Raw genomic sequence first — 21,378 nt, forward strand, 5'->3', positions numbered from 1 at the left:
TAACATGGCAATTCCAGTCTATCTGTGGCTGAAGGACGACGGCGGCGCGGACATCAAAGGGTCCGTGGACGTTCAGGATCGTGAAGGCAGTATCGAAGTGGTGGCCCAGGAGCACAACCTGTACATCCCGACCGATAACAATACCGGCAAGCTGACCGGCACCCGTATCCACACGCCTTTCCTGTTCACCAAGGAAATCGACTCCTCCAGCCCGTACCTGTACAAGGCGGTGACGACCGGCCAGACCCTGAAATCGGCCGAGTTCAAATGGTACAGAATCAATGACGCAGGCCAGGAAGTGGAGTACTTCAACACGAAGCTTGAGAACGTGAAGCTGGTGAAAGTGAATCCGAAGATGCATGACATCAAGGATCCTGCTTTCGAGAAGCATAACCACCTCGAGCAGGTTGAACTGCGCTACGAAAAAATCACCTGGACCTACAAGGACGGCAACATCATTCATTCCGATTCCTGGAACGAACGCGCCACCGCGTAAGTCGCATGCGGACAGGGCCCTGTCCGCAATTTTTTGCACAGCGTCTGTATGCACGGACGCTGTGCAAAGAAAAACACAATCTGCCTGCCCGACCTGATGCGCTTTGGGTTCCTGAATAACAGGGAACAGCGACGGGCGGTAGCGTGCCCGGAACTGATAAAGAGAGAGTCTCATGGAAAATCCAGCCATCCTGTTACGCCGTCTTAATCCTTACTGTGCCCGCGCGATGGAAGGGGCCGCTTCCCTGTGCCAGACCCGCGCCCATGCGGAAATACTGCCTGAGCACTGGCTGCTGAAACTGCTGGAGCAGGGTGAGGGCGACCTGACGGTGCTGGCGCGGCGCTACGAATGGGATATGGATACGATATGGCAGGATATGCTGGGTTTTCTGGACAGCCTGCCACGGTCAGTGCGCAGCCGTCCGCAGCTTTCGGAGGGCGTGCAGGCACTGATGCAGGACGCCTGGCTGCACGCCTCGCTGGCGGGGGAAGAACATATCCGCAGCATTCACCTCCTGATGGCTCTGGTGGAAAAACCGAAACTGCTGCGCTGCGACGGCCTGTGGCCGCTGCTGACGCTGGCGCAGAGCCAGCTTGAGCGCCTGCGTGGACTTCTGGATGCGCAGTCGGATGAACGCCCGGAGGTGCAGCAGGAAGCGGAGCTTACGCAGGGGGATGAGGTGGAGTTTGTCGGCCGTCCGGTGAATGCGGATATAAAAGGAGAGCTGAACCCGGCGTTGCAGAATGCGCTGGACAGGTTCACCCTCGACGTCACCGCCCGCGCCCGTGAGGGCAGAATCGACCCGGTCTGTGGCCGCGACAATGAAATCCGCCAGATGGTGGACATTCTTTCCCGGCGGCGCAAGAACAACCCGATTCTGGTCGGCGAACCGGGAGTCGGCAAGACCGCGCTCGTGGAAGGACTGGCGCTGCGCATTCATGAGGGCAATGTGCCGGACGCGCTGAAGCCGGTCTCGGTGCGCACCCTTGACCTCGGCCTGTTACAGGCCGGGGCGGGTGTGAAGGGGGAATTCGAGCAGCGCCTGAAAAACATCATCGATGCGGTGCAGCAGTCACCCCTGCCGGTTCTGCTCTTTATTGACGAGGCGCACACCATTATCGGCGCGGGCAACCAGGCGGGCGGCGCCGATGCGGCCAACCTGCTGAAACCGGCGCTCGCCCGGGGTGAGCTCAGAACCATCGCCGCCACCACCTGGAGCGAGTACAAACAGTACTTTGAGCGCGACGCCGCGCTGGAGCGTCGTTTCCAGATGGTTAAAGTTGATGAACCGGACGACGACACCGCCTGCCTGATGCTGCGCGGACTCAAGTCACGCTACGCGGAGCACCATGGCGTGCATATTACCGATGAAGCGGTTAAAGCCGCCGTTACGCTCTCCAGACGCTATCTGACCGGACGCCAGCTTCCGGACAAGGCGGTGGATTTGCTGGATACCGCCTCTGCCCGTGTCCGTATGAGCCTCGACACTATTCCGGAGCCGCTGACCCGCATGAAGGCGCAGCTCACGGCACTGGCTATGGAAAAGCAGGCGCTGCTGGAGGATATCGCGGTGGGCAATACCGCCCACGGCGAACGTCTGGCTGCCATCGGAGAGGAAGAAGTCGCCATCATTTTGCAGCTCGACGAACGGGAAACCCGGTACGGCCAGGAGCTGAAACTCACGGAAGAACTGCTTGCCTGCCGCACGGATATCTCCCGCCAGGGGGAGATTGCGGACCTTCAGATGCAGCTTACTGCCGTGCAGCAGAATACCCCGCTGCTGGGGCTGGATGTGGACGCGCGTACCGTCGCCACCGTTATCGCCGACTGGACGGGCGTACCGCTCTCTTCCCTGATGAAGGACGAGCAGACGGAACTGCTGAGCCTTGAGCACAGTCTGGCGAAACGCGTTGTCGGTCAGGACAGTGCACTGAATGCCATTGCGCAGCGCCTGCGCGCCAGCAAAACCGGTCTGGCGCCGGAGAACGGCCCGCAGGGCGTGTTCCTGCTTGTGGGGCCGAGCGGCACCGGCAAGACCGAAACCGCCCTGGCGCTGGCGGACGAACTGTTCGGCGGCGAGAAGTCCCTTATCACCATCAACCTTTCGGAATACCAGGAGCCACACACCGTCTCGCAGCTCAAGGGCTCACCGCCGGGCTACGTGGGTTACGGCCAGGGCGGCATTCTGACCGAAGCCGTCCGTAAGCGCCCGTACAGCGTGGTGCTGCTGGATGAAGTGGAAAAGGCGCACCGGGACGTGATGAACCTGTTCTACCAGGTCTTTGACCGGGGCTTCATGCGCGACGGCGAGGGGCGGGAAATTGACTTCCGCAACACGGTGATTCTGATGACCTCCAACCTCGGCAGCGACCTCATCATGCAGATGCTGGAGGAACAGCCGGAGGCGACAGAGCCGGACCTGCATGAACTGCTGCGTCCTGTCCTGCGGGAACACTTCCAGCCCGCGCTGCTCGCGCGCTTCCAGACGGTGATTTACCGTCCGCTGGCAAAGGCAGCGATGCGTACCATTGTGGAGATGAAGCTGAATCAGGTGAGCAGACGCCTCAACCGTCACTACGGTATGACTACCCATATCAGCGAAAGCCTGTACGACGCGCTGACCGCCGCCTGCCTGCTGCCGGACACCGGGGCGCGCAATGTTGACAGTCTGCTGAACCAGCAGATCCTGCCGGTGCTGAGCCAGCAGTTGCTGACCCATATGGCAGCGGGGCAGAAACCACATACCCTGACGCTCGGCTGGAGTGATGAAGAGGGGATTGGGCTGGAGTGTAAACATGACTGAAGAAACTCAGGATCCGTCAAGAATTAAAGAAGGTGGTCTCAGGCTACTTACGAGGGGTGAGATACAGCTGGCACACTCAGTTTTTTTATCCACTATTGATTATTCGAAAGTATGGATTCACAGGGAAAGTTACCTTCCTTTCAATTTACAGGATAAGAATACGGCGATGACACCGGACGGGGAGATCTATTTTCGCGATCAATACTGCGATGATTTTTCCCAGACGACAGACGATCTTCAACATATGTTCATCCATGAAATGGGGCATGTCTGGCAACGTGAAAAAGGGATGAATGTAATCTTCAGAGGATTGGTTAGCTGGATGGTGAGCTATCACTATATACTTGATGGTCGTCTCTTAAGTGAATATTCGATGGAGCAACAGGCGCAGATTATTGCAGATAATTTTACGTTGCAAACGCAGGGATATAATATATGGCATCGATTATGGGGCAGTAAATATCCAACTATTACTCTGGATGGTGATACTACTGAATCAGTAATACGTGAACAATACAAAATTGCGTTGCGAGGGTTCCCATGGTAAAAGTGTTTGGTTTTGGTAAGTGTTGGCCTGTTGTTTTTTCTGGTTTGTGTCTGGTGATTTTAACCGGATGCCCGGGCCCGGGAGATAGGTTTATCCCCCATGAAACCACTTCTGTTAGTAAACAGGGAAAAAACGTATGTTTTAACATTACAGATGCTCAGGGTTATCAACCTGCTGACATAGGAATAAATCCGCGCGGAACTCCCTTGAAGGAAAAGGACTTTAATTTTTCCCCTGAACTTACGATCGTTGATGGAAAATTATGTATTCCTCCTTCTTTTTATCACTTCCCTGATAATGGGAGGTTTATTGTTGAATATATATTAATTTCAAAGAAACATGATGAGCCACGAAAATTTGTTGTCGGCGTGGGGATAAATCATGGGGTGGTTTACAATTTTCCGTTGACCGATCGTGAAATTGCAAGGCCGTATGGTTCAATTAAAGTTTCTGAATAGTGCTCCGGTTTAACGTCATGAAGCTTTTTATCTTTTTAGCTTTAGTGGTGGCGTGAGTACTGTTTCTTCCGGATACGTATTTTTACACAATCGTTAAGCGCTTTATCCCCATCACTGGTGACGGCGAATACGGCATGAACAATTTTGAAATGACCGTTTTGCTGATGAAAATCCTCGCCTGCGCCCTCGGGGCTGGAACCGTAATCACCCTTTTTCGTACTCGCTGAGTACCCTGATTGAACCTGTTACTTACCCGTTGGCAATAAAGTCATGGACTGCAGGTTATCCCATGGAGTCAATATCATGAGTCTGACAGATACGTTTAAGAACACCCTGTCTGCGCTAACTGAAGGCGGGCTGAACCGCTATCGTCTGGATATTCCGTCCTGCACAGCCTTACTGGATGTGGAAACTTTCACCGGTAAGGAGTTTATAAGTGAGCTTTACCACTATCAGGTTATCTTTACCAGCAGTGACCAGAATATCAGCTCAGCGCAACTGCTGACTAAGCCTGCCACGCTGACCATGGGGACAGGGCCGCTGATGGAGCTGACCGGGCAGAAAGTGGTACATGGCGTGGTGACGCATTTTAAGCGTATCAGTGGTTCATGTGACCAGGCGACATACCAAATCATTATCGAGCCTTACCTGTCTCTGCTGCGCAAACAATTCCGTACCCACCGCTTTTTCGTCAATAAGTCCGTTCCGGAAGTTGTCACCGAAGTATTGCAGGAACATGGTCTGAAAGGCTGGGAGTATGAGTTCACCCTCAAAGCCGACTATCCGAAGCGTGAGCAGATAAATCAGTACAAGGAAAGTGACCTCGCTTTCATAGAGCGCCTGCTGGCCGAAGTGGGGATTTTCTACTTCTTCACCCTGCAACCGGACACGCAAACCGAAGTGGTGCACTTCGCAGACAAGCAGAGTGCCTGGACCTTCGGTAAAACGCTGCCTCTGAACAGCCCGTCAGGGATGAATGACAATAAGGCCGATGCTGTATGGGGCATAAACGTCCGGCAAAACGTGGTTGAGCGCTCTGTCATCGCCAGTGATTACAACCACCGTGAAGCCCAGAATGTCCTGACCTCTGCACCGGCGGACATGACCCGTGGTGAAGGTGATTGTGTGACTTACGGCGAGGTTTATCACTACCTGCCGCGTCATCTTGAACGTGGCGACAAAATCACACCTTCCGCGGAAACCGGCAACTTCTGGGCCCGCCTCGAGCACGAGCGTTTTCTGTCCGTACAAACAACGGTCAGCGGACGCAGTAATGATGCCCTGCTTTCTCCGGCTCAGGTGCTGACCATCAGTGAAGTGGCGATCCCGCCGACTTTACCCTCCGAAACGGACAAAGGCATTATTATTACCCGCACGGGTTATACTGCCAGCCGTAAGAATGCTCTGTTAGTGACGTGGGAAGGGATGCCTTATTACGAAAACCGTTGCTGGCGTCCGGCTCTTAAAAAACGCCCGGTGGTCAGCGGTACCCTGATGGCGCGCGTGACCAGCGCCAAAGATAACGATATCTACGCCTGGCAGGATGCGTCGGGCATGTACCGGGTGAAGTTTGATGCTGACCGCGATGACAAGGGTCAGGGCCTGGAAAGTATGCCGGTGCGTTTTGCCAAACCTTACGGTGGCGACAAGTACGGCTTCCACTTCCCGCTGATACAGGGTACTGAAGTCGCCATTGCGTTTCATGAGGGCGATCCGGATCGCCCGTATATTGCCCATGCCCTTCACGATTCCCGTCATGTTGATCACGTCACGGAAGCCAACAGTACGCGCAACGTCATTCGAACAGCTGGCCTGAATAAGCTGCGGATGGAAGATAAGCGCGGTGAAGAGCACGTTAAGCTCAGTACGGAGTACGGGGGTAAAACGCAACTCAATCTGGGACATAATGTCAATGCAGACAGGGTAGTGCGCGGTGAAGGAGCAGAACTGCGAACTAATGACTGGGTCAGCGTTCGAGGAGGCAAGGGAATTTTACTTACCGCAGATGTACAGCCTGACGTCGGCACTAAGATGCTTGAGATGGACAGAGCTGTAGAACAGCTGGAACAGGCACTCACGCTGGCAAGAAGCCTTAAGGCTGCTGTGAAAGGAGCGAAGGCAACTGTATCCGATATCGACAGCCAGAAGACACTTAACAGCTCACTGAAATATCTCAAAATGCCAGGAATGCTGGCCAGTGCACCCGCTGGAATAGGTATTCTTAGTCCTGAGACTGTCCGAGTGGCTTCAGGCGGGGCAAGCATTGGTCTGATGTCTGGTAAAAACACCGATATAAGTGCCGGGCAATCATTCACTGTCGCGGTTGGCGAAGCTGTTAGTTTGTTTGCACAGGCTGCAGGAATGAAAATGTATGCAGGCGCCGGAATGGTTGATATTCAGGCGCAGGCTGATGCAGTGAATGTCTCAGCATTACAGGACATCACCGTCATCAGTGGTCAGGGAAGCGTGAAAGTTAATGCCAGCCAGGAACTGGTTTTAAGCTGTGGGGGCGCTTATATAAAGCTTAGCGGCGGGAATATTGAACTGGGATGCCTGGGCAATATTTTGCTGAAAGCGGCCAATGTTAATCAGACAGGTCCCGCCAGTTTAGATACACCACCTGTGACTTTCCCGAAAGGGTACAGCGAAGGATTTATCACAACGTCTTCAGAAAGTGGAGCGGTCAAACCTTTTACCACATATCGAATTACGACGGCTGAAGGGGAGGTTTATAACGGTGTCTCCAGTGCAACAGGAGAAACGGCTCCAATATTTACGTCCATGCCATCACAATTAAAAATTGAATACCCGCGAAATGTTCCTGAAAGCCTGGAGGCCGAATAAAATGACCACAGCTGTTACCTCACTTTGCCGTAAAAACCCTCATGCGCCATGCGAAGAGCAAATGCCGTACTGGATTGAAATTCAGCTGGTTGATGAGCAGGGTGCTCCCGTGGCGAATATGCCATGGACAGCTGAAAGTTCTCATCCGATTTCCGGTTCGGCAGATGAGTTCTCTTATTCAGGCAAAAGTGATGCAGAAGGACTCATCAGGATCGATATGCGGCATGGCCTGGAACTACTTTTTACCGTCGAACCTATGCCATTAATTAACGAAATGGAAAAACGTCAGTTGCGGATAAGCAGAGATGCACCACAGGATTCTCTTGTTCGGCCAGAGGCCGAAGCGAATGGATCTGTATGGCACTATGCGGTAGTGGGAGAGCTTTGTCAGAGTTCACCAAACCTGGAATTAAGGCCAGGGGAAATGTTACCCGCATACCACTTTCCTGCCAAAACGGCATTTAAGGGATTTAAATTCCGCACGAATGAATTTGAAAAACGTCATGTAGTAGAAATATGCCCTTTCAGAGCCTGGGAGCTAGTGCTTCATCATCAGAAGGACTATTCCATTGCGAATGGAATCAACCTGGGAGCAGCAGCAACGCTTGCTTATGCAAATGACAGTACCCTAGACACAGATTCAATTACGCGTTTTTTTATTAACCAGTGCCAAGATCTTTCCCGTTTACCACAGCTATATAAAGACGGTTCAGCATGGAATGCCCTAGTACAGGATGTTCCCTTCAGTAAGAGATATTATCCTCCGGTGTTTATGGATACCTCACGGGATACGTCGCCAAAAGTAGATGATAAGAGTCCACATGGAACAGCACAGGCAAAGGAAAATACTGCTGCAACAAAGGCAGACGGTGATACGCAGCTTTACTATGTTTATAACGCGGATAAGATAATCGTTGCCTGGCGTGGAACGGCCAGCTTGTTTGATGTAGGAACGGATCTTGCGTTTAGGCCGGTAAATTCAGAATTATGCGATATAGACAAAACGCAATGCACTCCGTTAGTACCTGCTGGGAAAGTGCATACTGGTTTTTGGAGTGGTTATAATCGAGTAGGAAAGAAATTTAAAGGTGAAATTGAAAAATTAAAAGATTTACTTGCAAACCGTAAGTTATTTATTTGTGGTCATAGCTTAGGGGGGGCACTGGCATTAATTGATGCGGCAAGATTTAGAAATTACAATCCTATACTTTACACTTATGGAATGCCACGCACCTTTACCCGCGATGCTATAATGCAGTTATCGGATATTACCCATTTCCGCCATGTTAATGATAACGATCCGATACCAGCCGTACCCGCAGAAGCTAACCTGGATAACGAGTTATATAAATTATGGGGATGGTTTGGTGGGACGCTGGGCTTCTTCTGGTCAGTGGGTGAACTGATTGCATACCAGTTGATTTCCTGGGGAGATTGTTTCTGGCATCACGGCAACACCGTAGCCTTTCTTACGGCCACCCAAAGCAGAGAATGGAAGGAGTGCAAGAGAGATCTGCCAACTCACGCAGGGTGTATTACTATCAGGAATTCACTTCCTATTAAGGCTAAACTATATTTGGTGTCCACTCTGGCGGAGCAGGAGATGCAGCAAGCTGGGCAGAAGCAAAAAGAGTTTAAAGCATCATTAACGGAGGCAGATCTAACTGACTTTTTCCCTAAAGGAAGCAACCCGGACAGAGGCGTTAGTTTAAATATTTTTGATCACTTTATGACCTCCTACATGCCCTATATGTATAACAAGGTGTTAGAGTTAATTGATAACGCCGGTATAGTAGAAAAACGCACATTTACTGAGCATATGTATAACGTTGATTCATTCAGGGAGCAGATGGCAGAAAATAAAAATGATATACCGATTGATGAATTATCCAGAAATGAAATGTTCCTTAATATCGAAAGCTTGTTGGGAGTGTCGCTGACTCCAACATTATCTATGCCGTCTGGCAATGATACGCTTTTGCGGTTTGCTCAATATGGAGAAGAGGTAATGGAAAATGTATAATCAATCAAATATCATTCTGCTTTTCCTGGTGTTGTTTTCCTCTGCAGGATGCAGCGTTAGCCAGACCGTTAACAAGACGTTATCTCCACCGGCGGATACAAAGTGGGTTAATTTTGAAGTAAAAAACCCATCTCAGTATACGAAACCGATTCCACTTGAGGTCAGATACATCTCGCATGAATGCATGAAAAAGAGAATCAGTGGATTTGATGGCTCAGTTGTCACAGAGCCAAGCTATAACGTTATTGAGGTCCCTATGCAGCAAGAGAGTGGGGATATCTGGAAAGCAAAAATTGCGATGACCGGTGGTGGTACGTGTAAATGGACATTGAGTGCGGTCATTTTAGGTATCGAGTATATAAATGCAACACATCTTGGCAAAGATCTTGTACCTGGAACAGCGGTGGGGGTGTCGCTTGCTTTTGATAATGATGCTTCTCGTAACGGGCAGTATAGGTCTACGCAAGGAGATTTAAATCTATCGCCAAAATATTATCCTTATATTAGAGAAAGGAACATAGCAGAGAAGACCAAGTCACTATCTTTGTTTGGGGAGGAAGATTTTATTTTATTACGGATATCTAATATTAATAAGGTTTTTTATCATCCGGTGATTGATGAGTTGAAAGTTGTAAAATACATTGAGCCAGAGAAGAAAATTGAAGGCATCTACTCTGAAATAATATATCCGGATGGAAGTGTTGTATCTGATGGGACAGTATTTCCTGATTTTTATAAAGTCGAAAAAATGAATATTGATAAGTGATAATAGATGGGTTTTATGTTCAAGATGTATTATGTTAATTAACTATCACGCTTCTGCGCCAGCACTATGTATTTGAGATTTGCTAAATGCTGATAAAAATTGATGGGGGATTTCTAACCCATAAAAATTATTCTGCTCTCCATGGTATTCTTTTTCTCAGTGTGTTGTGAAATGAGTTGGAAATTACTTGATTAAAATTCGATGGGGGTGAGTGAATTATGAAAAATGTAATGTCGGTAATGGTTTTTTGTTGCTTTAAGCTTTTTGTCAAACACTGTAACAGCAGCCCGAATATTTAACTTTGACAAAGAATCAATTAGTTTTGTTGAAGGTGTATCGAATATTAAAATAAAAGATAGGCGTGTTTTCTTTACAACGAATCCCGTAATCGATAGTACAACAAAAACAATTGCAATCTATATTGATGCTAATGCGGATAGTTCAGTTAAATATATATTACTTCGTTGACAAGGCACTTAAATTATATTGCAAAAATGAATTGCTAAATGGTGCTAATGTGGAATTATTTTTGAGGGAAAGCAATATTAGCTCATTCAATATAAATATGTATTAAACCTTACAACTTCACACCAGACTGGTGTGTCCATTTCTATTAATAGTACACAAATTTCTGTGCTAAATATTCTTCGTCAAGCTACCATATTCAAGGTAGGACTGCGACACAAGACGAGAAAAGCGGCGATGGACAGAAACTATCTTGCTACAGTCCTTTTGGGCTGAGGGGGGGCGTAATCTTGCCCTTTACCCGGAACTGCGGTAGGTGCGACGCTTGCTTTTAATGAGACATCCAAAAAAAAGGGTAATATATTCCAACTCATGGAAAGCTGGAATATCTCCAAAGTATTATTCTTACGTAAAGGAGAAGAATTAAGTGAAAGTGAAAATTCGTTATCTTTATTTAGTAAGAACGATTTTTTATCTTGCGTGTTTATGAATTAAAATAATTAGTTTTTCCTCTTGGGGTTGATGAAAGCATTATAAAGTTAGTTGGAATTGAAAGGAAAGTGAAGGGTGTTTATCCATAAATTATTTATCCAGTTGGTAGCGCTATAACTGAAAGAACACTTTTCCTGATTTTGATAAAGTTGATGGAATGAAAGTTAATTGATTCTTTTTAATTGAGAGAGGATTAAATATGACAAAAGGTTTGGTTTTACTAGGCGATAAAACAACACATGGTGGAAAAGTGATCTCCGCCTCTTCCAGTATTACTGTTGACGGAAAAAAAGTTGCTTTAGTTGGCGATTTGGTTAGTTGCCCGATCATCGGGCATGGAACGAACCCCATAATGGAAGGATCACCGCGCCGGACCTTTAACGGTCGTGCTGTTGTCGTAGATGGCTGCAAATGCCAGTGCGGTTGTAAAGTCATTTCGAGTGCGCAGAACAGCACGGTAGGATAATAAATGGGCTGGGAAAGGTCGAAAGCAACAACGAAGGCATTACCTCCAGAACCCTCTTTTGTGGGGTGGCTTTTAGCTGGAGGTGTTGCCGTCTTTGTAGGCGTATTGCTGTTTATACTTCATGCGTCTGGCATGGTTAAGATTTTATCTGTATTAAACATCTGGTGGCTGGCATTCAGCCCGGTTCTTGGCTGGTTTTTCCTGTTTTGTTTGCGAGGCTGGCTCTGGGCCAGAACGGTAGATGAGCACTATTTTTTGCAGAAGGAAGCTGAATACGGGCAGCAACAGTGGGAAAACTGGGCAGGTCGTTATCTGGCTGTGCTTGGCAGCAGCATTCTGTTACCTTCAGGAGTGACCTCCGATGCTATAGCGAAAGCAGAGGCATCAAACGCGCCTCATCTTCTTTCACTGACCAGTCATTTTGACGCTCATTCTGTGAATTCTGGCTCCTTGTTCGCACTGGGAATTGCCAGTATGCAAAACGCAATCGCGATACTTCCGACTACATTACCGCTTAAAATCACTGTTGTAAGCGACGCTGTGTCTGCAGCCGCTGATTCTCAATTTCGAAAAGTCTGGGAAAGCATATATCCAAGGCGCACCATCTCCGGTTCGGTTTGCTTTTGTGAAAGATTGTCCTTTGCTTGGGTCGAAGAACGTCTTAAAACCCCGGTTCTGGATATCGATTTGATTCTGGTATTGCAGAAGCATGGGGATGGGCGATATTCCGATTCACTGGCGAGTATGCTTCTTACCAGCGATGATGTGGCTGAAAAATACCAACTTTCTCATTCAGCCAGACTTCTGCGACCGATGCCGCTGGATATGTCTCATTTCCAGGCTGACATGGAATTGTTCCTCGAAACACAAACGATCGCCTATCAAACATCAAAAGTCTTTTGCGACTACGGGCAATGGAATGACTGGTTTGCTGAGTTAATGACCGCATCTGAATCTCCTCAGGCGCCGTGGATGCCTGAAGAGATTGATATACTGGAAAAATATAACGGTATTCCGGGAACTGGCAGTGCGTGGCTTTTAGCCGCATTGCTCTCGGATATCGTCACAGTCAGCCAGGCAACTGTTTTAGGTCTGTTTACTTCCGGAACTGATCGTTTTGTCAGCACCATCACTTCAGGGAGCAATCATAATGACGCCGGTTAGTTCATGGAGCAGAGGAGGGCTTGCCGGCATCGTAGCCTTAATCTCACTCACTATAGTGGGCTTGATCCTGCATTTTGGTCCTCAGTATGGCCTCGATACACGCCTGAAACAGATGATGGCACTTGCAACTGCGTGGCTTGTCTTGCTGATTGCTTGTAACATGCCGTTTGTGTTCCGGGTTATGCGGGAAAAACATCACCGCTGGCGGGAGCAGAAGAACAGTGCGTTACCTTCTGATGAATCAAGGGTTGCCCGGATTCCGCCACGCAATGCCACCGTTACAACCATGCGCGAAGCCATGCGTAACCTCTACGGCCGTCGTTGGGGCCGTAAAATACGCATTCTGCTGCTCACTGGCACTGTCTCTGAGGTGGAGCAATTGACCCCGGGCCTTACGGCTCAGCTCTGGCAGGAAGACCGGGGTACGCTGTTGCTGTGGGGTGGTGATCTCAATACGCCAGCAGACAGTGCCTGGCTTACCGCGCTGCGCAAACTGCGCCGTCGCCCGGTAGATGGGCTAGTGTGGGTCACTTCAGCGTTTGACCAGCTCTCAGCACCAGGGCTGGAACAACCGCTGCCGGTACCGTCTGAAAGCACCATGGATTCCCTTTCTCACGCCATCAGCTCACGTATGGAAACGCTTGGCTGGACACTCCCGCTGTATGTCTGGTCCCTGCATCCGCGCGCCGGTAAACCGGAAGGGCGTATTACGCAGGCGACCGGCTGCCTGCTGCCTGCCGGTTGCCGTACCGAAGGGCTGGCAGAGCAAATCTCAGCCCTGACGCCGGATTTAACTTCACAGGGTCTGCAGCAGATCTGCGGTGAGGTGAAACATAACTTCCTGCTGACGCTTGCCGACCAGCTCATTCGTGAACCTGAGAGCCTGACTGCGCCGCTGTCTGTGATACTCAATCCGTACCGGCCGTTGCTGCTGGCTGGCGTGGTGTTCAGTCAGCCTTCTGCCGGAGCTGAACGTGCCGTGCCTCACCACTGGGGCATGGATAAGCGCTGGGATGTCCTGCCTGATTCTCTACGGATGCTCCCTGCCGCGCTGCGTCCGCGCAAGCCCGGTATTCCCTGGCGCAGGGGCGTGGCGTTTGCCGCCGCCCTGACGATGGCAGGCTGGGCTGCGTGGATGAGCATCGCGTATGTCACCAACCGCAGCCAGATTGACGGTGCAAAGGCCCAGGCTTTGCTTGCCGCCCGACAGAATCAGCCACTGGAGCAGCGCCTGCACGCGCTGTCTGAACTCCAGAAAACACTGGCCTCTCTGCAGTACCGTTCTGAGCATGGCGTGCCCTGGTATGAACAGGGGGGGCTGAGTCAGAATGACGCGTTGCTGGCCGCACTCTGGCCTCGTTACCGGGACAGCGCACTGCCGCTGTTGCGGGATGCAGCCGCAGACCACCTGCAGAAGCATATCAGTGCCTTCAATGCGCTGCCGCCGGAGAGCTCGCTGCGTGAGCAGAAGGCAAAAACCACCTGGGAGCAGCTCAAACTCTACCTGATGCTGGCGCGTCCGGAACATATGGATACGAACTGGTTCAGCTCTGCATTGCTTAACGACTGGCAGACGCGTGACGGTGTAAAAGACGGCGTCTGGCAGGGGATGGCTCCTTCTCTGCTGTCGTTTTATGGCGCGCAGCTGGTTGCGCACCCTGAATGGAAACTGCGTGCTGATGAAAGCATGGTCAGCCAGGCGCGTTCCCTGTTGGTTCGTCTGATGGGCGTACGCAACAGCGAATCGACCCTCTACCAGAAGATGCTCACACAGGTGTCGCATCTCTATGTCGATATGCGCCTGGAAGATATGACCGGCGATACCGATGCATCCCGTCTGTTCAGCACCTCGGAAGTCGTGCCGGGTATGTTCACCCGCCAGGCCTGGGAGCAGGCCGTGCAGCCCGCTATCGAGAAAGTGGTGAAAGCGCGCCGGGACGAACTCGACTGGGTGCTGACTGACAGCAAACGTCAGGTGAATAAGCAAGATGAGACTTCACCGGAAGCCCTGAAAACTCGCCTGACGGAACGTTACTTTGCCGACTTTTGCGGTGTCTGGCTGGAGTTTCTGAACAGCCTGCGCTGGAATCAGGCGGCCACGCTGTCGGATTCAATTGAACAGTTGACCCTAATGGCCGATGTGCGTCAGTCACCTTTGGTGGCGCTGATGAACACCCTGAATGTTCAGGGCCGCACCGGGCAGACAGGCGAAGCCATTTCGGATTCGCTGGTGAAATCTGCGAAGAATCTGCTCGGTGGTGATAACCAGGATGCCATTGATCAGAGCGCCGGTGTTCACGGCCCGCTGGATGCGACCTTTGGCCCGGTACTGGCGCTGATGGATAAAAACCGGACAGGTGCACAGGAGTTGAGCCTGCAGTCGTACCTGACCCGGGTGACGCAGGTGCGTCTGCGCCTGCAGCAGGTGACCAACGCCGCTGACCCGCAGGCCATGACCCGGCTGCTTGCGCAGACGGTGTTTCAGGGCAAAGCCGTGGACCTGACCGAAACCCGCGACTACGGCAGCCTGATTGCCGCCGGTCTGGGCCAGGAGTGGAGTGGTTTTGGGCGGACAGTGTTTGTGAGTCCAATGGAGCAGGCCTGGCAGCAGGTACTGACTCCGGCGGCTGAAAGCCTGAATGCACAGTGGCAGACCGCCGTGGTGGATGACTGGAACAACGCCTTTGGCGGGCGGTATCCGTTTAAGGATGTCAGCAGCGAGGTCTCACTGCCGTTGCTGGCCAGATACCTCAACGCTGATTCCGGACGTATCACCCGTTTTCTCCAGACCCGTCTTAACGGCGTGCTGCACAGGGAGGGGAGTCACTGGGTGCCGGACAGCATCAACGCTCAGGGGCTGACCTTCAATCCGGCCTTCCTCAGGGCGGTTGATACCCTGAGCCATATTTCCGATGTGGTGTTCACTCGCGGGGAGGCGGGGTTGTCCTTTGAACTGCGCCCGGGAACGGCGGATGGCATCATGGAGACGCGGCTGGTTATCGACAGCCAGAAGCTGACTTATATGAACCAGATGCCCGCCTGGAAGCGTTTTATCTGGCCTGCGGACACCGAAGCGCCGGGTGCGGCATTAAGCTGGATAAGCACCCAGGCCGGCACCCGGCAGTATGAGGATATGTCCGGGGCGTGGGGCTGGATAAGGCTGCTGGACAAGGCGTCAGTCAGCGCGTATCCCGGCACGGGCAGCAGTTACAGTCTCACGTGGCAGGCGCAGGATGGCAGACCGCTGAACTACACCCTGCGTACCGAGGCGGGGGAGGGCCCGCTGGCCCTGCTGAAGCTGCGAAACTTCAGCCTGCCGTTGCAGATATTCACCGTCAGCGAGCCCGCCGCTGACCCCCTGACCGATGACACCGACCCCACAGAGGAAACGTACTGATGGCATCCGTTCACACACTGATTACAGCCTGCCAGGCCGCGCCGGAAGCGCTGGCGGAACAGGCGCAGCAGCGCCTTTCCCTGTGGGACAACTGGCTGCGGCCAGTACAGGTGGACAACCCCACCGGCGCTGACCCCGGCTACGACGATGATTTTCAGCAGATGCGCGAGGAGGTCAATAAACTTTCCGGGGCAGATGCCGACCTGATTTGTACCCTTGCGGAAAAACTGCTGACCACCACCACAAAAGATATTCGTGTCGCCACGTATTACGCCTGGGCGCGACTGCACCGGGATGGTGAAGCGGGACTGGCGGACGGACTGGATCTGCTGGCGGGTTTAATGCAGCGCTTTAACACACAGTTGCACCCACAACGCGAACGCAGCCGACAGGGGGCGCTGGAGTGGCTCGCCAGCACCAGAATGCTCGACAGTCTGTCTCTGTACCCGGAGGCCAACAACGCTGACACCCTGCGCATTGCCGGTGCCCTGTGGCTTACGGAGCAGGTGGCGGAAGGCGCCATCCCCGGCGCGCTGTATCAGGCGCTGGAAACCCGGTTACAGAAATCCGGTGGCCCGGATGCGGTGGTGCCGCAGAATGTGAGCGACGCCAGTCACTTCATGCCCGCCGGTGAGATCCCCGCCCTGACCGGCATAGCCTCAGGCCAGGAGCTTCTGGCCCAGGCGCGGATCCTGGCGGATTACCTGAGAAATCAGCCGGACGGCTGGTTATCCGCCCACCGGCTGATAAAGAACCTGCGTCACGACACCCTGCGCCAGCTACCGCCGCTTCTGGCCGACGGCAAAACCCGCATCGAGCCGCCAAAACCGGATCAGCGCGCACTGCTGAAACGGCTCTACCTGCAACAGAGCTGGCGTGAGCTGATGGAAGAGGCGGACAGCCTGCTGTCGCGCGGCGCAAACCACCTGTGGCTGGATGTGCAGTGGTATCTGCACCAGGCGCTGCTGAAATCCGGGCAGGAGCACGAGGCGGCGATTATCCAGGCCGACCTGAAAGGCCTGCTCTCGCGCCTGACCGGGCTGGAAACGCTGGCCTTTAACGACGGTACGCCGTTCGCCGATGAAGTGACCCTGAACTGGATTCAGCAGCATGTAACGGACAGCGGCGGGGGCTGGCAGGAGGACTCAGCCGTGACAGCGGCGACCGCTTCCGGCGATAACGATATCCTGCAACTGGAGAGCGAAGCGCTCACACTTGCCGACAGCGACGGCCCCGATGTGGCGCTGTCCTGGCTGCAAAATCGTCCTGGTATCACCACGGCACGCAGCCGCTGGCTGCTGCGCCTGTTAATGGCGAGAGTGGCCGAACAGACCGGTATAAACGAGCTGGCGCTGCACCTGCTGGGCGAGCTGGATGGTTGTGCGGCTGCTATTACGCTCACGCAGTGGGAGCCGGACCTGCTGTTCGAGGTAAAAGCCCGGCGCCTGAAGCTGCTGCGGATGAAGGCCGGACGTAATGATACAGATAAAACACGCCTGAATCCGGAGATGGAACATCTGCTGGCGGGGCTGATTGCCATCGACCCGGCAAGAGCGGCCGTACTGTGCGCCTGACCCTTTTTGCTCCCTGAACGCTGAGAAATTAAATGGAAGATTTAACCCTGCGTTATTTTGACGCTGAAATGCGCTACCTGCGCGAGGCGGCGAAAGAGTTCGCGCAGACGCACCCCGACCGGGCGGCAATGCTCGACCTCGACAAAGCCGGCACACCTGACCCGTATGTTGAACGGCTGTTTGAGGGCTTCGCCTTCTCCATGGGACGTCTGCGCGAAAAGATAGATGACGACCTGCCGGAGTTGACCGAAAGTCTGGTGAGTATGCTGTGGCCGCACTACCTGCGTACCATCCCGTCCCTGTCGGTGGTGGCACTGTCCCCGGATGTGCCGGCGATGAAAATGGCGGAAACGTTGTCCGCCGGGCTGGAAATCAGCTCCCGCCCGGTCGGTCCTAAAAACACCATCTGCCGCTACCGCACCACCCGGGATCTGACGCTGAATCCGCTCGCGGTGGAAAAGGTCATTATGACCACGGAGCCTGACGGGCGTTCGCTCCTGCGGGTGCGTTTTGCCTGTAGTACGCAGGCGGACTGGCCGCAGACGGACCTCCGGCATCTGCCGCTGTACCTGGGCGAAGATAGGGTGACGGGCAGCAGCCTGCACCTCTGGCTGACAAAACGCCAGGCGGCGCTGTACATTCGCCTGCCCGGGCAGACGGAGCGGATCGCACTGGACGGTTATTTCTCCCCGGGCGGTTTTGCTGAGGAAGATCGGCTGTGGCCAAAGGGCGACAGCGCCTTCAGCGGTTATCAGTTGCTGCTGGAGTATTTCACCTTCCGCGAAAAGTTTATGTTCGTCCATCTTAACGGGCTGGAAAATATCACGCTTCCGGCGGGTACGGCGTATTTCGATATCGAGGTGGTGTTCAGCCAGGTATGGCAGAGCGATTTACCGGTAACAGACAGCAGCCTGCGCCTGCACTGCGTGCCGGTAATTAACCTGTTCACCCTGGAAGCCGACCCGCTGATCATCAGCGGACTGGAGAGTGAATACCTGCTGCGCCCGAAACGTCTTCAGGACGGGCATACCGAGATTTACTCGGTGGACAGCGTCAACGGCTCCGGGCGTACCGGCGAAGCGCACTATGTGCCGTTCACCAGTTTTCGCCATCAGGGCGGCATGATGCGTCGTCATGCGCCGGAACGATATTACCACACCCGCGTGAAGCGGGGCGTCACCGGGATGCACGATACCTGGCTGATACTGGGCGGCCAGCAGTGGGAAGCTGACCGGATGCTGGAGCGGGAGACAGTCTCGCTGCGCATCACTGGCACCAACGGCCAGTTACCGCGCCGGGCGTTGCAGAGCACGCTGCTGGACCGCTGTGAACAGGTCTATGACACGCCCCTCACCGTGCGTAATCTCTGCAAGCCGACGCTGCCCGCATACCCGCCTGCGGAGGATCGTTTCCACTGGCGGGTGATGAGCCATCTGGGCTCCCGGTTTCTCAATATGATGAGCAGCGCTTTGGTGCTGCGCGGCACGCTCTCGCTCTATAACTGGCGGGACGACGAGCTGAACAACCGTCGCCTCGATGCCATCCTGGATGTCAGGCACCACCGCATTCAGCGCTTTGAGGACGGTTTTTTGCTGCGCGGGCTGGACGTGGAGGTGACGCTCGACAGTAATGGATTTACCGGAGAGGGCGATATCCACCTGTTTGGCGAACTGCTTAACCGTTTTTTCGCCCTGTATGCCGACATGAATCAGTTTAACCAGCTCACGCTGATTGTTCAGCCAGAAGGGAAATGTATCCGGTGGAAAGAGAATCACAGTCCGCGCCTGCCCGGCTGATGGCGCAGGTACGGCACCAGCTGCCGTATATGAATTTTTACCGCTTCTGCCAGCTGCTGGAACAGAGCCTGCCGGAGATGCCGGTGCCCGGCAGCGACTGGCGGGTGCGGCAGGAGCCAGTGCGTTTTCGCCCGCATCCGGGGATGGGGTTTCCGTCCGGTGAAATCCGGGGGATGGAAGACCCGGAACATCCGCACCTGCCGCCGTCGGTGCGCGTCACCTTTATGGGGCTGTACGGCGTGGAGTCGCCGCTGCCGACCCACTACACCGACGATATCGCTCAGCGACGGGAAGGGCACGACGCGACGCAGGATTTTCTGGATATTTTCAGTCACCGGCTGATTACCCAGTATTACCGCATCTGGCGTAAGTATTCGTACCCGGCCACCTTTCAGGCCGGCGGCGCTGACAACACATCACAATACCTGCTGGGCCTGGCGGGGCTGGGGATACCCGGCTGCGCTCAGGCAGCCGGTACGCCGCTGTCGCGATTTCTGGCGCTGCTGCCGGTGATGATGCTGCCGGGACGGACGGCGGAGGGAATGGGGGCGCTGGTGCGGCTGCTGGCACCGGATACGCGCACGCAGGTTTATCACCATGACCGCTGCCGTATCCCGCTGAAGCAGCCGGTTGCGATGAGTACATGCCAGCCGGTCAGCCTGAAGCACCGTCCGGTGATGGGCACGCATGCCACGGATGTGAACGGCCAGGTGCTGTTGCGCCTGAGCACGGACAACCCGGAAGAGATCCGGGGCTGGCTGCCGGGCGGTGACCTGCACGCTGACCTGATGGCGCTGCTGCACGTGTGGCTGGGCGCGCACCTGGATGTACGTATGCAGTTATGCGTTGCCCGGCATTTGCTGCCGGATGCGCGGCTGTCCTGCAATGCGGAACAGATCGCGCAGGTCGGGCGCACGGCAGTGCTGCGTCCCCTTAATCCGCAACAGAACAGAAACGACATTATCACCATTCACCCTGGACGCTTTCAGCGCGTCCGGGAAAACATTCAGCGAAGGAAAAACGATGAAGATGGCGATTACCGCTGGTAAAGCGCTGGCAATCACTCTGGCGACCCTGTTAACCGGCTGCGGTCTGACGCAGAAAGTGACGGATGGCACCGTCGCCGTCACGAAGTCCATTTTTTACAGACAGGTGAAAACCCTTCACCTGGATATTCAGGCGCGCGAAGGGGTGAACAACAACGCGAAGGGGGCATCGCTGGCAACGGTGGTGCGAATTTACCAGCTTAAAGAGCGTAAGGCGTTTGACAGTACTGATTATCCGTCGCTGTTCGCCAGTGACACTCAGGCCATTAAAGCCGATCTTGTGGCGGAAAAGGATATCCGCCTGCGCCCTGGCGAATCGGTGACGCTGGATATGCCGATGGAAGAGAGCGCGCAGGTTGTGGCGGTGGCGGGGATGTTTATGGCACCGGACCAGGTAAATGATACCTGGCGTATTACCCTGACCCGTGACGACCTTGACCCGGATAAGGCGCGGGTTATCGAAGTCAGTAATAATCGTCTGACGCTGAAACCGCTGGAGGGGGAATGATGCCGCGTCCGTCTCTGTATGACATGCTGTACGGTAACTTCGCCGGCGGGCTTGACCTGCACAGTGTCAGTGAGGAGAACCAGCTGATTTTATCAGTACTCGATAACATGCAGCGCATCCTCAACTGCCGCGCCGGTACGCTGGCTCACCTGCCGGGCTACGGTCTGCCGGATATGACAAAAATCCTCCAGGGAATGCCCGGGACCGCCCACCAGCTGATTACCACACTGTCGGCTGTGTTGCTGAAATACGAGCCGCGCCTGAGCCGGATTAATGTGGTGATGCAGGAACAGATTCAGCCCGGTGAACTCCGCTACGCCATTGATGCGGAGCTGAAGGGGGTGGGGCTGGTGCGCTACGGCACGGAGTTTATGCCCGAGGGCAGGGTATTAATCCGTCATCTGAAACAACAGCAGTATCTGGATAATACAGCCCGATTGTGAGCCAATTTTGAAATTCAGCACGCAAAACCACCCCACATCTTTTACCGACATCGCGAGGATGCATATTGCAGAGTTTCGCCTGCGTAAATA

General features: G+C 53.6%; 15 protein-coding genes and 1 pseudogene. All 16 read left to right on the plus strand.

Annotation, left to right across the window (positions count from 1 at the left end):
• Positions 1-4 precede the first annotated feature (4 nt).
• The 16 genes and pseudogenes from hcp (at position 5) to tssE (ending at position 21,288) form a co-directional block, all read left to right on the plus strand.
• Positions 5-496, plus strand: a complete 492-nt coding sequence (gene hcp / locus RY075_RS09890; RefSeq protein ID WP_045347680.1) for a type VI secretion system effector Hcp — start codon at positions 5-7, stop codon at positions 494-496.
• Between the two features lie 172 nt (positions 497-668).
• Positions 669-3,299 carry a type VI secretion system ATPase TssH gene (gene tssH, locus RY075_RS09895; protein ID WP_325773719.1) on the plus strand — a complete coding sequence of 877 codons (2,631 nt, stop codon included), beginning with the start codon at positions 669-671 and terminating at the stop codon, positions 3,297-3,299.
• Positions 3,292-3,846 carry a type IV secretion protein Rhs gene (locus tag RY075_RS09900; RefSeq protein ID WP_232967799.1) on the plus strand — a complete coding sequence of 185 codons (555 nt, stop codon included), beginning with the start codon at positions 3,292-3,294 and terminating at the stop codon, positions 3,844-3,846. The genes tssH and RY075_RS09900 overlap by 8 nt, the downstream gene beginning before the upstream one ends.
• Positions 3,840-4,304 carry a putative T6SS immunity periplasmic lipoprotein gene (locus RY075_RS09905; RefSeq protein WP_223307835.1) on the plus strand — a complete coding sequence of 155 codons (465 nt, stop codon included), beginning with the start codon at positions 3,840-3,842 and terminating at the stop codon, positions 4,302-4,304. Before RY075_RS09900 ends, RY075_RS09905 begins: the two co-directional genes overlap by 7 nt.
• Before the next feature lie 303 nt (positions 4,305-4,607).
• Positions 4,608-7,148, plus strand: coding sequence for a type VI secretion system Vgr family protein (gene vgrG / locus RY075_RS09910; RefSeq protein ID WP_232967800.1), 2,541 nt, complete (start codon positions 4,608-4,610; stop codon positions 7,146-7,148).
• A gap of 1 nt (position 7,149) precedes the next feature.
• Positions 7,150-9,171 (plus strand): lipase family protein, encoded by a 2,022-nt coding sequence (locus RY075_RS09915; protein ID WP_096946956.1) that lies wholly within the window; start codon positions 7,150-7,152, stop codon positions 9,169-9,171.
• Positions 9,164-9,937, plus strand: a complete 774-nt coding sequence (locus RY075_RS09920; protein WP_096946955.1) for a hypothetical protein — start codon at positions 9,164-9,166, stop codon at positions 9,935-9,937. Before RY075_RS09915 ends, RY075_RS09920 begins: the two co-directional genes overlap by 8 nt.
• A gap of 636 nt (positions 9,938-10,573) precedes the next feature.
• Positions 10,574-10,678: pseudogene (locus RY075_RS09925) on the plus strand (hypothetical protein); the annotation flags it as partial.
• A 415-nt stretch (positions 10,679-11,093) separates the two neighbouring features.
• On the plus strand, positions 11,094-11,360 hold the full coding sequence (locus RY075_RS09930; RefSeq protein WP_072050849.1) for a PAAR domain-containing protein: 267 nt from the start codon (positions 11,094-11,096) through the stop codon (positions 11,358-11,360).
• 3 nt (positions 11,361-11,363) lie between these two features.
• A complete protein-coding gene (locus tag RY075_RS09935; protein ID WP_232967695.1) occupies positions 11,364-12,524 on the plus strand; it encodes a hypothetical protein in 1,161 nt (386 codons plus the stop codon).
• The gene (locus tag RY075_RS09940) at positions 12,511-15,921 is read left to right on the plus strand and encodes an ImcF-related family protein (protein WP_338628513.1); all 3,411 of its coding nucleotides are present in this window, start codon (positions 12,511-12,513) and stop codon (positions 15,919-15,921) included. The genes RY075_RS09935 and RY075_RS09940 overlap by 14 nt, the downstream gene beginning before the upstream one ends.
• Positions 15,921-17,495 (plus strand): type VI secretion system protein TssA, encoded by a 1,575-nt coding sequence (tssA, locus tag RY075_RS09945; RefSeq protein WP_232967693.1) that lies wholly within the window; start codon positions 15,921-15,923, stop codon positions 17,493-17,495. The genes RY075_RS09940 and tssA overlap by 1 nt, the downstream gene beginning before the upstream one ends.
• Before the next feature lie 32 nt (positions 17,496-17,527).
• Positions 17,528-19,291 (plus strand): type VI secretion system baseplate subunit TssF, encoded by a 1,764-nt coding sequence (tssF, locus tag RY075_RS09950; protein WP_048243957.1) that lies wholly within the window; start codon positions 17,528-17,530, stop codon positions 19,289-19,291.
• Positions 19,246-20,340 (plus strand): type VI secretion system baseplate subunit TssG, encoded by a 1,095-nt coding sequence (gene tssG / locus RY075_RS09955; RefSeq protein WP_074165190.1) that lies wholly within the window; start codon positions 19,246-19,248, stop codon positions 20,338-20,340. Before tssF ends, tssG begins: the two co-directional genes overlap by 46 nt.
• On the plus strand, positions 20,321-20,845 hold the full coding sequence (tssJ, locus tag RY075_RS09960) for a type VI secretion system lipoprotein TssJ (protein ID WP_003857655.1): 525 nt from the start codon (positions 20,321-20,323) through the stop codon (positions 20,843-20,845). Before tssG ends, tssJ begins: the two co-directional genes overlap by 20 nt.
• On the plus strand, positions 20,845-21,288 hold the full coding sequence (tssE, locus tag RY075_RS09965) for a type VI secretion system baseplate subunit TssE (RefSeq protein WP_032661771.1): 444 nt from the start codon (positions 20,845-20,847) through the stop codon (positions 21,286-21,288). The genes tssJ and tssE overlap by 1 nt, the downstream gene beginning before the upstream one ends.
• Positions 21,289-21,378 lie beyond the last annotated feature (90 nt).

Origin of the sequence: Enterobacter sp. JJBC, from assembly GCF_036936505.1 — a bacterium.
Classification (GTDB): domain Bacteria; phylum Pseudomonadota; class Gammaproteobacteria; order Enterobacterales; family Enterobacteriaceae; genus Enterobacter; species Enterobacter hormaechei_C.